A 12114-nucleotide genomic window follows, 5' to 3' on the forward strand; every position below is an offset into this window, starting at 1 on the left:
ACGATGCCAGACCCCTATTTCTTTGGTTACGGTAGCCTGGTCAATCTGATGACGCATGATTTTCCCGACCCGCGACCGGCGCGGCTGAAGGGATGGCGGCGGGTCTGGCGGCACACCGATCTGCGCCAGGTGGCGTTTCTGACCGCAACCCCCGATCCCGATTGCGAGATCGAGGGTATGATTGCCCATGTCCCGCATGACGACTGGGCGGCGCTGGATGCGCGCGAATGGGCCTATGACCGGGTTCCGGTGACCGGCGCGGTGTCACATGACCTTACCCGCCCGGTCGACATCGCCGTCTATGCGGTTGCCGCCGAAAAACAGAGCCTGCCCAGCACCCGGCACCCGATCCTACTGAGTTATATCGACGTGGTGGTTCAGGGGTACCTGCGCCATTTCGGCGAGGCGGGGGTAGAGCGTTTCTTTGCCACGACAGACGGCTGGGAAGCGCCGATCATCAACGACCGCGCGGCGCCCCGCTATCCCCGGCATCAGGTCCTGAAGCCTTCAGAAACCGCGCTTGTCGACAGCCATCTGGCGGCGGTTTCGGCAAACGTCGAAAGCATGATCTGAAAGCGGCAGGCATTGCTGCCCACCGCTTCGTGATATCATCCGCCCCCGGCCTAGCCGCGGGCGCGGATCACTTGCAGCAGGGGCAGCAGCGTTGCCATTTCCGGGCCCCGCTCCATCCCGGTCAGTGCCTTGCGCAGGGGCATGAAGAGGGATTTTCCCTTGCGGCCCGTGGCCTCTTTCACGGCCTGTGTCCAGGCCGACCAGGTCCCGCCGTCGAACGGGCCTTCGGGCAGCAGAGCCATGGCCTCGGCGATGAAGGCGCGGTCCTCGTCCTCGATCAGAGGTTCGGCGCCGTCGCGGCAAAGGATCCACCAGCCTTCGAGGTCGTTCAGCGTCGTGATATTCTCGCGCGCCATCGACCAGAACGCCTCGGCCAAATCCGAGGGGACACCGGCGGCGGCCACGGCATCGGCGACCGAGGACAAGGGCAGCCCCTGAAGGTAGCGGGCGGTCAACGGGAACAGGTCCTGCACATCGAACTTGGTCGGCGCGGCGCCGAACCGGGTCACGTCGAACCCTTCGATGAGCTCGGCCATGTCGCCCCGCATCTCGACCGGATCGGCCGATCCGAGCCGCGCCATGAGGCTGAGCAGAGCCATCGGCTGCACCCCCTGTTCGCGCAGGTCGCGCAGGGCCAGCGTGCCAAGGCGCTTGGACAGCGCCTCGCCCTGCGGGCCGGTCAGCAGCGAATGATGGGCGAAACGCGGGTGATCAAACCCAAGCGCCGCCATGATCTGGATCTGGGTCGCGGTATTGGTCACGTGGTCGGCGCCGCGCACCACGTCGGTGACGCCCATATCGGTGTCGTCGACCACCGAGGCGAGCGTATAGAGCACCTGACCGTCGCCGCGGATCAGCACCGGATCGGACACGCTGGCCGCGTCGATCGAGATGTCGCCCAGGATACCGTCGGTCCACTCGATCCGCTGCTGGTCCAGCTTGAACCGCCAGACGCCATTGCCACGCTCGACGCGCAATGCATCCTTCTGAGCCTCGGTCAGATCCAGCGCGGCCCGGTCGTAAACCGGCGGCTTGCCCATGTTGAGCTGCTTCTTGCGCTTGAGGTCCAGTTCGGTGGGCGTTTCGAACGCCTCATAGAACCGGCCCATCTGGCGCAGCTTGTCAGCCGCATCGGCATAGCGGTCCAGCCGCTCGGACTGGCGCTCGACCCGGTCCCAGTGCAGGCCCAGCCATTCCAGGTCCTGCTTGATCGCGTCGACATATTCCTCTTTCGACCGCTCCGGGTCGGTATCGTCGATCCGCAGGATGAAGGTGCCGCCCGACTTGCGGGCGATCAGGTAATTCATCAGCGCGGTGCGCAGATTGCCGACATGGATATAGCCGGTGGGCGACGGGGCAAAACGGGTGGTGGTCATGGACATCTCCTGTTGCCGCGTCCCTTGTCACAGAGGCGGCATTTTGTCCAGCGGCGCGGGTGTTCAGGCCGGAAAGACCGGCCAGTGGCGGGCGAGATCTTCGAGCCCCGCCTCGATCAGCTCGGCCAGAGCATCGAGGTCGATATCCGACAGTCTTGTAACATAGAGACAGGATTTGCCGGTCTTGTGTTTTCCCAGCCGAGCAAGGATGTCGGAGAAATCGGCATAACCCGGCATGATATAGATGCTGAACGCCGCCTTTCGGGGCGAGAACCCGGTGGCCAGGAAATCGCCTTCGCGCCCCGACGCATAGCGATAGTGATATCGCCCGTAGCCCACCATCGACGGCCCCCACATCACCGGCGGAAAGCCGGTCACCTCGCGAAACAGGGCGTCCAGACGCACGCCATCCGAAAGCCTCGCCTCCGGCGTGATCGCGGACAGGAAAAGATCGACGTCCGCGCCTGTGGGAACCGTCTTGTTCGTCACCATGACACCACTTTAGGGACCATTGCGATTCTTGCACAGGTTTCCGCGCATTTTCCCACATTGCCGAACCGGGTGTTCGACCTAGGCTCTACGGTGTTCGTTCAACCCTGGGAGTGTTTCGATGACTATCAAGTTCACGCGCCGCGCCGCCTTGGCGGGGGCATCCGCTCTTACATTGGCAGCCACTGCCAGGCCCGTGCTCGCCGCCGCGCATGGCGGCAAGGCAGCAGCGCCGATTGCCCGTTCGTTCAAACTGGGCGGGTTCGGGGTCACCACCTTGCTGGATGGCAGCCTGCCCCGGGACAATCCCAAAGGCATCTTTGGCGGTGGCGCAAGTGATGAGGATTTCGCCCGGGTATCGGCAGAGAATTTCATTCCTGCGGACATGGCTCAGTTCTTCTTCACCCCGACGCTGGTCGATACCGGTGCAGAACTGGTGCTGTTCGATACCGGCCTCGGCCAGGGCGGTATCGCCAAGGCGCTGGATGCGGCTGGCGTGTCCCCCGATGCCATTGATGTGGTCGTGATCACCCATATGCATCCCGACCATATCGGCGGCATGATGACCGATGGCGCGCCGACCTTTGCGAATGCCCGCTATGTCACCGGCACCACGGAGTACGATTTCTGGTCAAAGGCAGAGGCCGGCAACCGGGTTGGCGATCTGGTGAAATCCAATGTGACGCCGCTGGCCGAGAAGATGACCTTTGTCGAACCAGGCGGCTCGGTTGTTTCCGGCGTTACAGCAGTGGACGCCCGTGGCCATACCCCCGGCCACATGGGGTATATGCTGGAGAGCGACGGGCAACGGCTGATGCTGACGGCGGACCTGGCCAACCATTATGTCTGGTCGTTCGCACATCCCGAATGGGAGGTCATGTTCGACATGGACAAGGCCCAGGCCACTGCCTCGCGCCGCGATATCCTGGGCATGCTGGCTGCCGACCGGGTTCCGATGATCGGATACCATATGCCGTTCCCGGCGGTTGGCTATGTCGAGACCCGTGGCGAAGGCTTCCGCTTTGTTCCGGTCAGCTATCAGTTGATGGGCTAATAGCCCGGGTCGGGCGCTATGCGGCTGCCATCGGTGAACCGTGACAGGCGAAACTCCCAAGGATCGACCACCGGGGTTTCGCCGGTCGCCAGATCGGCGATCAGCCGCCCGGCGCCCGGCCCTATGCCAAATCCATGCCCGGAGAAGCCCGTCGCGATGTAGAGGCCCGGCATCTGCTCGACATTCGAGATGACCGGAATGGCATCCGGCGTCACGTCGATCATCCCGGCCCAGCTCTGCATGATCTCCGCGCCTTCCAGCACCGGAAAGGCGTTCCGGGCCGCCGCCCAGGCATGGCGGATGTGTTTCTGCGACGGCTCGGGGTCGAGGATGCGGGTCAGTTCGAACTGGGTCACGTCGGACGGCGACCAGTGGCGTGCATAGTGTGCCTCCTCCAGCCAGCGGCCTGAAACGCGAAAACGGAGCGAGCGCCACTCCTGCCGGAACGCGGGCAAGAAGCGGCGCGCCAAGCGAAAGCTGTCGGGCACCAAGTCAACCGTATTCTGCGTCCCGTCGGCAATGGTAAAGCCGCCATCGGCACGGCGGCGGATGGCGAAGCGGTCCGACCAGTACGCCGTATCGGGCCCACCGTTGACCGGTGAGCTGCGAAGGACCGTATTCAGCACCTTGAGTTGCGGCAGGCAGATGTCCGCGTTACCCGCAAAGAGACGCGACCACGCACCACCCGCCAGGATGACACCGGAACAAGCCACCCTGCCCCGTTCGGTGTAGACACCCGTGATGCGTCCCGCTTCAACATCCAGAGATCGCACCGCACAAGCGGTGAGAATCTGTGCGCCCCGGTCGCGCGCGCCCTCGGCAATCGCCGGGGCTGCCCATTGCGGCTCGGCCCGGCCGTCCTGCGGCATCAGCAGCGCCGTGCGCGGCGGATTGCGGTGGCCCGGCAGGCAGGTGGCGATCTCGCCGCCCTCAATCATCCGCGCCTGCGTGCTCAGTCCGTCCACATGACGCGCCCAGCGTTCCAGATTTCCCGCGTCACGCCGCCCCGAGGCGGCAAACAGGATACCCGAGCGGACAAAACCGGTGCTGCGGCCCAGCCGGGCATCCAACCCGCCCCAGATCTCCAGCGCGGCCTGCATCAGCGGAATCTCGCGCGGGTCGCGCATGCCCAACCGCACCCAGCCCCAGTTGCGCGAGCTTTGCTCAGCCCCGATCTGGCCCTTTTCACAGAGCAGGACCGATACACCCCGCTCGGCCAGCTCCAGCGCCGCCGAGACGCCGATGATGCCGCCCCCAATCACAACGACCTCGACCTGCTTGGGCAGGGCGAGGTCCGAATAGAAATCGGTTGGGCGGGGTCCGGGCATAGGGCTCAATCAATGGCGCAATCTGTGCCAGTGATGTAGCCCGACCGGCCCGGACGGAAGGGGCAAAATCGACGCGCCGGATCACATCCCGGACAGTTGTGGCAAAACTGCACTCACAGCTCGGCATCCGGGTTGCGCAGGCGTTCGTACAACCTGTCAAACGGGTCCATTTGCATCTTTTCGGGCATTCCGGTTTCGGCCTCGAAATCTGGCAGGTACAACCCCGAAACCCAGCTTTCCGGCAAATATGACAGCCAACGCTCCATCGCCGTGGTTTGCCGTGCGGCCCAGTCTTTCAAATACTCGGCATGTCTTGGGCTAAAGCGGGAAAGCAGGCCAAATCCCTGAAGACCAATCTCGACCGAACGATCATGGCCAAGCGTGAAGTACGAGATCGCGAGGATTGCCATGAACAATCCGAAGGTGCCCAGTAACAAGAGCGGCCAACCGACCAGAATGGCCAAAACGAGAATGACCAGCGAAACCCGCCATCCCGGCGGATTGTCCAGAAAATAGCGCCACGCCGGGCCGGAAGCAGAGCGGACGGGCTGCTCCTGTTCCGAGGCCTGCTGCTCTTCGCGAAGGGTCTCCCGGACGGGGTGCAGCCGCGGGCCTAAAACGTCGCTGGCCAAGAGGGCTCGAATGGTTGCGTCGATCGTCTGATCATCGACGTCAAGTCCCTCGGACCGGATCATGTTGTCAGCGGACAGGTGCAGCGAATGAGGCGCTTTCATTTGACTGTTCCCAAGCGAGTTCGGCTTCTTCCCCATGTCCGCCTGGTCCAGACGGCCTTCACTGCTCGGGCAAAACCGCCACTTTTATGGTCTTCGCTTGCCTATATGGACTGTAAAAAGGCAAATCGGGCACCATTCGGGCTGAATTATGGCAGCAAAGGGAATTGTTCCGACATTGCTCCTGGGTCAGATTTCGGCCTGGTCCATGCGAATTCTTTCGAACGGATCCTGCTGCATCCTGTCGGGCCTGTCTGGTGTGGGTCCAAAATCCGGCAGATAGAGCCCGGCGGTCCAACGATCCGGCAGACGCGCCAGCAGCCGCTCCAATCCGGCGACACGGCGCATTGCCCAGCGGCGCAACGCCTCTGCCTGAACCGGGCTGAACCGGTAAAACCGGGCGAAGGCAGCCACGACGGCCCTGCAAATGCGATCATACCCCAGCGTCAGACAGGCAATCACCGGCAGCAGAATCGCAAGCCCCAACAAGGTCGGCAGCAGCCAGGGCCAACCGATCATCAGCGCCAGGGCCAGAATCGCGGCCGAGTGGCGGAACTTCGGCTGATAGCGTGGTTTGCGTTTGGTGCCGCCCTCGCCCTGTTCCCGCATTGGCACGGCGGGCGCAATCTCTGGGAGGGTCTTGCGCGGCTTGACCTTGGGCTTGGCTGCTTCTTCGCGCATAACTTCTTGAACTACCTGATCTATTTTGGCTTCGTTGAATTCGCGCGGAGGCGATTTGAGCATTTCCACCCTTTGCGGGGGGGCATTCAGAGGATTCAACATGGCACACATCCCAGATACGAGTATCCATCGCCCTGGTTTGCGCCCGGCTTGCGGGCAAAGGGCGGTAACTTTGGCGATTTTGCCATCATCACGCACCCGACGCCCAGAAAATGTCACATTTGGGTCAAATTCGCCTCAAATCGAGTTGAGACCGGGGATAATCCCGTCTGCCCCGGCTCCATTGTTCGCATGACGGCATCAACTCGGGTCGCGCCAGCGATTCACGATGGGGTAACGCCGGTCCAGCCAGAAGGCACGCGAGGTCAGCCGGGCACCCGGGGCCGACTGAAAACGCTTGTACTCGCTGATATAGATCAGATGCTCGACCCGGCGGGCGACGTCGCGATCGAACCCGGCGGCCACGCAATCGGCGATGGAGCCGTCCTGATCGACCAGGATATCCAGGATCGCGTCCAGTTCGGGATAATCCGGCAGGCTGTCGCTGTCCTTCTGATCCGCGCGCAACTCGGCGCTGGGGGGCTTGTCGATGACCGAGGGCCGGATCACCTCGCCCGCAGGTCCCAGCATCCAGGGCCGGTGATTGGCGTTACGCCAGCGGCAGGTTTCGAACACCCGCGTCTTGTAGAGATCTTTGATCGGGTTATAGCCACCCGCCATGTCGCCATAGATGGTGGCGTAGCCCACCGCCACCTCGGACTTGTTGCCGGTAGTCAGCAGCATTTCGCCAAACTTGTTGCTGAGCGCCATCAGCAACAGGCCGCGCAGGCGGGATTGGATGTTCTCTTCGGTCAGGCCCGGTTCGGTCCCGGCGAAGAGCGGCGCCAGCGTATTGGTCACTGCCGCCCGGCTTTCCGAGATCGGCACATAGTCGTAGCGCACGCCCAGCGCCTGCGCCACGGCCTCGGCATCCGCCAGCGACTCGGCGCTGGTGTATTCCGACGGCAGCATCACACAACGCACGTTTTCGGCGCCCAGCGCATCGGTGGCGATCGTCGCCACAAGCGCCGAATCCACTCCGCCGGACAGGCCCAGCAACACCTTGGCAAAGCCGGTCTTGCGCATGTAGTCGCGCAGGCTTTCGACCATCACGCGGTAGTCCTGTTCCCAGGCATCAGGCAGCGGCGCGATCTCGCCCTTGGCGATGCGCCAGCCCTCGGGCCCGCGTTCTAGGTCGACATGGGCCACGGTCTCGTCAAACACCGGCATGCGGAACGCCAGTGAACCACCGGGGTTGAGCCCAAAGGTTCCACCATCGAACACCTGATCGTCCTGACCGCCCACCATGTTGAGATAGATGAGCGGCAGCCCGGTTTCGACCACCCGCGCCACCATTTGATTGATCCGCACATCGTATTTGTCGCGGAAATAGGGCGAACCATTGGGCACCAGCAGAAACTCGGCCCCGGTCTCGGCCAGGGTCTCGGCCACATCCTCGTGCCAGGCATCCTCGCAGATCGGGCTGCCGATGCGGGTGTTGCCAACCGAATAGGGCCCGCCCAGCGGACCGGCGTCGAAGATGCGCACCTCGTCGAACACGGTTTCATTTGGCAGATGGGTCTTGAGCGAGCGGCTGGCGATCTTGCCACCCTTGAGGATCAGGTAGGCGTTATAGAGCTTGCCCTCCTCGACCCAGGGGCCGCCAATGGCCAGCGCCGGGCCGTCTGCGCAATCGCGGGCCAGTGTCTCGATCATCGAAATGGCGGTCTTGTGAAAAGACGGTTTCAACACCAGATCCTGGGTGTTGTACCCAGTGATGAACATTTCAGGCAGCGCAACCAGGTCCGCCCCAGCATCGCGCCCCTGCGCCCAGGCCTGTCTGGCCTTGGCCGCATTGCCGGCCAGATCACCGACCATCGGGTTGAGTTGCGCCAAAGTAATTCGGAAACGCCCGGCCATATTGCCCTCTCAGCCTGTCCCTCGGATAGCCGATTTACCAGATCGACGCGCGAGGGAAAGCCAAATGCGCCAAAAGACATTGCTCCTGCCCTTAGCCTGCCGTAATTTTGCCGTGCCGCACAGCATCAGACGGCCGACAAGGCAGACAGAGGCACAGGAATGACCAGAATCCCCAGACGTATCGCTTTCGTTGTGGCGATAGCTGTTTCACAGGCTGCATTTGCGCAGGACGTGCAGGTCCTGACGACGCAGGATGATATCGGGGGCGTCTACGAGGGCACGTTTCGGGGCGGGCTCCAGCACGGGACCGGTACATACCGGTTGCCCAACGGCTATGAATACGCGGGCGAGTGGGTCGACGGAGAAATCCGCGGCCGGGGTGTCGCGCGGTTTCCGAACGGGTCTGTCTACGAAGGGCAGTTTGCCAAGGGCAAACCCGAAGGCATGGGCAAGATCACCTTTTCCGACGGCGGCACCTATGAGGGCGAGTGGAGCGACGGCGTCATCAATGGCCAGGGTGTCGCCACCTATGCCAACGGTGTCCGCTACGAAGGCGGCTTTCGCGACGCGAAACACCACGGCAAAGGCGTGATGCAAAGCCCCGGCGGTTATGTTTATGACGGCGACTGGGTGGATGGCGAAAAAGAGGGGATGGGCAAGATCACCTATCCCGACGGCGCGATCTACGAAGGTCAGATTCTGGCGGGTCAACGCCACGGGGACGGCAAGCTGACCTTGCCCGATGGGCTGGTCTATGTCGGACTCTGGGCCGATGGCCAGATCAACGGGACCGGAACCCTGACACAAGCGAATGGCGACGTCTACGAAGGCGAACTGGTCGCTGGGCGCCGTCAGGGAATGGGCAAGGTCATCTATGCCAACGGCGATGTCTATGAAGGCCAGTTCGCCGATGACCGGCGCGAGGGAAAGGGCACCTTCACCGGCACCGACGGCTATGTCTACACCGGCGACTGGGTGGCCGGGCAGATCGAAGGCCAAGGACGTGTGACCTATCCCGACGGGTCGGTCTACGAAGGCAACTTCCGCACCGACCTGGCGGATGGCCAGGGCAAGATTACCTATCCTGACGGATCGAGCTATGAGGGCGATTGGGTCGCCGGCGTGATCGAGGGCACGGGCACCGCCACCTATGCCAACGGCATTGTGTACCAGGGCGAGTTCAAGAATGCGCGCAACCATGGTCAGGGCATCATGACCTATGCCGATGGATATCGCTATGAAGGTGGCTGGCAGGATGGCGTTCGCCATGGCCAGGGCAAGGCGACCTATCCGGATGGTTCGGTCTATACCGGCCAATATGTGAACGGGCAGCGCGAGGGTGATGGCGAAATCGTTATGGCGGACGGGTTCCGTTACAAGGGCCAGTGGGAAGGCGGCAAGATCAGCGGCCTGGGCGTGGCCACCTATGCCAATGGCGATGTCTACGAGGGCCATTTCCGCAATGGCAAGCGTCAGGGAGAAGGCACAATGAAGTATGCCAGTGGCCAGGAAGAGACCGGCAACTGGGACAATGGTGCGCTGAATCGCGGAGAGACGGCGCCTGCCGCGTCGGACGGCTAGACCGTTTCACCCGCCTCCAGTCTTGAGAGAAACGTATCGGCGTCGGCAAGAACCGTTTGCCGCTGCGTGTCCTCCATCCGATCCCATGTCCGATACATGTTGCCCATTCTGGGATTGTCGGAAAACCGGTCGCGATGCCTGTCAAGGAAATGCCAGTAGAGCAGGTTGAAAGGGCACGCCTGCGCACCTGTTCTGGCCTTTACGTCATAGGAACATTGGCTGCAGTAGTCTGACATCCTGTTGATGTAAGAACCGCTCGATACATAGGGTTTGGAGGCAACGACGCCACCATCGGAAAACTGGCTCATGCCCAGCGTGTTGGGGGCCTCGACCCATTCGAAAGCATCGGCATAGACCGCCAGATACCATTCGTGAACTTTCTGCGGGTCCACGCCCGCAAGCAGGGCAAAGTTGCCCGTGACCATCAGGCGCTGGATGTGATGGGCATAGGCCTCCTCCCTTGTCTGCGAAACCGCCTCGGCCATGCAATGCATGCGCGTTTTCGCCCCCCAATAGAGCGGCGGCAAATCGCGATGATGGTCCAGCAGGTTGCGCGAAGTGTACTCTGGACCTTCAAGAAAATAGATGCCGCGCACGAATTCCCGCCAGCCGATAATCTGCCTGATGAAGCCCTCGGCACAGTTTAGCGGAACCCTCCCCTGCTGCCAGGCCGCCTCGGCGGCACGGCAAACCTCCAAAGGTTCCAGCAAGCCAATGTTCAAATAGTGTGAAATGACCGCATGGTAGAGAAACCGCTGCCCCGACAGCATCGCGTCCTGATAGTCTCCGAACAGCGGCAGGGCCTGTGATATGAAATGATCCAGCGCCAAGTGCGCCTGAGCGCGGTCGGTTGCAAACCAGAAAGGATGCAAGCTGCCGAAGTTCAGGCCAAACCTGTCTGCGACGAGAGCCAGAACCTCTTGGGTAATCGCGTCGGGTTCAAATCGCATGGGAGCGGGGAAAGCCGGGTCTGTCGGCGGTCCTTTTCGGTTTTCCGTGTCGTAGTTCCATTTCCCGCCGGCCGGTCGATCGCCTTCCATCAACAGGCCGGTTTTGCGCCTCATGTCGCGATAGAACCATTCCATGCGCAACTGTTTACGCCCTCTGGCCCAGCGCCGAAAGTCGGAACCCCGGGATACAAACCGTTCATCCGGCAGGAACCGCACGGTCAGGGGCAAATCTCGTAGTGATGTGATCAGGCGCCACTCCCCCGGTGTGGTCACAAGAACCTCACCCGAACCGTTCTCGTCAGCCCGGCGCAAGAGTTCTGCGGGTATCGACCCAGCGTTTTCCGGATCATCCAACCGCGTATAGGCCACGGTCCAGCCCAGGGCGCGCAGCCTGATGGCGAATTTGCGCATGGCGGTCAGAACCAAAGCGATCTTCTTTGGGTGATGGCGGACATAATCCGTTTCGGCAGCCACCTCGGCCATGACGACAAGATCATTGGCCTTGTCCCCCGACGCAAGCGCCGACAAGCTTTCGCTCAGTTGATCTCCCAACACCAGGACAAGCCGGGTCACCAGGGGATTTCCTTTCCTGCCCAGTCAAAGAACCCACCGGTTTGTGCGGGCGTCAGGTCGTCGATCACCCGCAGAAGGTTCGAGGCCGCCTGATCTGGTGAAACAGCGGGATGACGGCCCAGATAACGCTCGGTAAACGCCGTCGCCACAGTGCCGGGATGCAGTGCGACGCATATGGCCTGCTTGTGGCTTCGCGCCAGTTCGATGGCGCCGGATCGGACGATCTGGTTCAGCGCTGCCTTTGCCGCCCGGTAACTGACCCACCCCCCCAAACGGTTGTCTTCAATGGACCCGACCCGGGCCGAGAGAACAGCGAAGACGGCGCGGCGATCCCGGGGCAGGAGCCGTGACACCTGACGCAGCACAAGAGCCGGACCAACTGCGTTCAGCGCGAACTGATCGAGCATGGCGCGCGCCGAAATGGCACGGAGCGATTTTTCGGGCCTATTGCCATCGATTTCCAATGCCCCGGTGGCCACAAAGACAAGTTGGAAAGGACCATCCAGCCTCGACAGTCTCGTTTCGACAGCATTTTCGTCGGTGAGGTCGAACCCGTCGGTTGAGCGGGATAGTCGGGTGACCATCACCGTCTGCCGATCGAGATGCGCCGCGATCGCAGCACCGATCCCGCCCGAGGCCCCTATGACAAGCGCTTTTTCCATGTCACGTCAGCTAGCGGGAAATGAATCGTGATCAACATGAGAGATCAGAGTTTCAACCGTGGCATTTTCGCTCTTTCCATTCACGATGCGGCCTGTATAACCTTTTGTCATGATCAACCGCGCAGATATCCCTTTGACCGGCACCGCCATTCGTGGC

11 protein-coding genes are annotated in these 12114 nt (G+C 62.1%); 3 read left to right on the forward strand and 8 right to left on the reverse strand.

The genetic code is table 11. The annotated features are described in order from the left end of the window. The first annotated feature begins 3 nt into the window (after positions 1–3). On the forward strand, positions 4–573 hold the full coding sequence (locus tag OE747_RS06415; protein WP_263827774.1) for a gamma-glutamylcyclotransferase family protein: 570 nt from the start codon (positions 4–6) through the stop codon (positions 571–573). A 50-nt stretch (positions 574–623) separates the two neighbouring features. Here OE747_RS06415 and gltX read toward each other — a convergent pair whose 3' ends face one another. Together gltX and OE747_RS06425 are read right to left on the reverse strand one after the other, a co-directional pair. Then, complete coding sequence (gltX, locus tag OE747_RS06420; RefSeq protein ID WP_263827775.1) at positions 624–1949, reverse strand: glutamate--tRNA ligase; 1326 nt, start codon at positions 1947–1949, stop codon at positions 624–626. Positions 1950–2012: 63 nt separating this feature from the next. Beyond that, on the reverse strand, positions 2013–2441 hold the full coding sequence (locus tag OE747_RS06425) for a DUF1801 domain-containing protein (protein ID WP_263827776.1): 429 nt from the start codon (positions 2439–2441) through the stop codon (positions 2013–2015). 118 nt (positions 2442–2559) lie between these two features. Between OE747_RS06425 and OE747_RS06430 the strand changes: the two genes are divergently transcribed. Then, entirely contained in the window at positions 2560–3492 is a 933-nt protein-coding gene (locus OE747_RS06430) for an MBL fold metallo-hydrolase (protein ID WP_263827777.1), read from the forward strand. Here the strand turns inward: OE747_RS06430 and OE747_RS06435 are convergent. The 4 genes from OE747_RS06435 to OE747_RS06450 all read right to left on the reverse strand — a co-directional run bounded on the left by OE747_RS06435 (position 3489) and on the right by OE747_RS06450 (position 8191). Next, on the reverse strand, positions 3489–4820 hold the full coding sequence (locus tag OE747_RS06435) for an NAD(P)/FAD-dependent oxidoreductase (RefSeq protein WP_263827778.1): 1332 nt from the start codon (positions 4818–4820) through the stop codon (positions 3489–3491). The two genes, OE747_RS06430 and OE747_RS06435, sit on opposite strands and share 4 nt — an antisense overlap. A gap of 113 nt (positions 4821–4933) precedes the next feature. Further along, positions 4934–5590, reverse strand: coding sequence for a hypothetical protein (locus tag OE747_RS06440; protein WP_263827779.1), 657 nt, complete (start codon positions 5588–5590; stop codon positions 4934–4936). 150 nt (positions 5591–5740) lie between these two features. Next, positions 5741–6430, reverse strand: coding sequence for a hypothetical protein (locus OE747_RS06445; protein WP_263827780.1), 690 nt, complete (start codon positions 6428–6430; stop codon positions 5741–5743). 102 nt (positions 6431–6532) lie between these two features. Continuing rightward, positions 6533–8191 (reverse strand): NAD+ synthase, encoded by a 1659-nt coding sequence (locus OE747_RS06450; protein ID WP_263827781.1) that lies wholly within the window; start codon positions 8189–8191, stop codon positions 6533–6535. A 159-nt stretch (positions 8192–8350) separates the two neighbouring features. On the opposite strand from OE747_RS06450, the gene OE747_RS06455 reads away from it, so the two are divergent. Next, positions 8351–9772 carry an MORN repeat-containing protein gene (locus OE747_RS06455; RefSeq protein ID WP_263827782.1) on the forward strand — a complete coding sequence of 474 codons (1422 nt, stop codon included), beginning with the start codon at positions 8351–8353 and terminating at the stop codon, positions 9770–9772. On the opposite strand, the gene OE747_RS06460 is transcribed toward OE747_RS06455, so the two are convergent. Then, positions 9769–11295, reverse strand: coding sequence for a cryptochrome/photolyase family protein (locus OE747_RS06460; RefSeq protein ID WP_263827783.1), 1527 nt, complete (start codon positions 11293–11295; stop codon positions 9769–9771). The two genes, OE747_RS06455 and OE747_RS06460, sit on opposite strands and share 4 nt — an antisense overlap. Then, the gene (locus OE747_RS06465) at positions 11292–11957 is read right to left on the reverse strand and encodes an SDR family NAD(P)-dependent oxidoreductase (protein WP_263827784.1); all 666 of its coding nucleotides are present in this window, start codon (positions 11955–11957) and stop codon (positions 11292–11294) included. The genes OE747_RS06460 and OE747_RS06465 overlap by 4 nt, the downstream gene beginning before the upstream one ends. Positions 11958–12114: the final 157 nt, after the last annotated feature.

Source organism: Ruegeria aquimaris (genome assembly GCF_025751555.1).
Taxonomy (GTDB): Bacteria; Pseudomonadota; Alphaproteobacteria; order Rhodobacterales; family Rhodobacteraceae; genus Ruegeria_B; species Ruegeria_B aquimaris.

Excerpts from the sequence above, each read along its gene's own strand:
- OE747_RS06415 (WP_263827774.1), top strand. The coding sequence starts at position 4 with ATGCCAGACCCCTATTTCTTTGGTTACGGTAGCCTGGTCAATCTGATG.
- gltX (WP_263827775.1), bottom strand. The coding sequence starts at position 1,949 with ATGACCACCACCCGTTTTGCCCCGTCGCCCACCGGCTATATCCATGTC.
- OE747_RS06425 (WP_263827776.1), bottom strand. The coding sequence starts at position 2,441 with ATGGTGACGAACAAGACGGTTCCCACAGGCGCGGACGTCGATCTTTTC.
- OE747_RS06430 (WP_263827777.1), top strand. The coding sequence starts at position 2,560 with ATGACTATCAAGTTCACGCGCCGCGCCGCCTTGGCGGGGGCATCCGCT.
- OE747_RS06435 (WP_263827778.1), bottom strand. The coding sequence starts at position 4,820 with ATGCCCGGACCCCGCCCAACCGATTTCTATTCGGACCTCGCCCTGCCC.
- OE747_RS06440 (WP_263827779.1), bottom strand. The coding sequence starts at position 5,590 with ATGGGGAAGAAGCCGAACTCGCTTGGGAACAGTCAAATGAAAGCGCCT.
- OE747_RS06450 (WP_263827781.1), bottom strand. The coding sequence starts at position 8,191 with ATGGCCGGGCGTTTCCGAATTACTTTGGCGCAACTCAACCCGATGGTC.
- OE747_RS06455 (WP_263827782.1), top strand. The coding sequence starts at position 8,351 with ATGACCAGAATCCCCAGACGTATCGCTTTCGTTGTGGCGATAGCTGTT.
- OE747_RS06465 (WP_263827784.1), bottom strand. The coding sequence starts at position 11,957 with ATGGAAAAAGCGCTTGTCATAGGGGCCTCGGGCGGGATCGGTGCTGCG.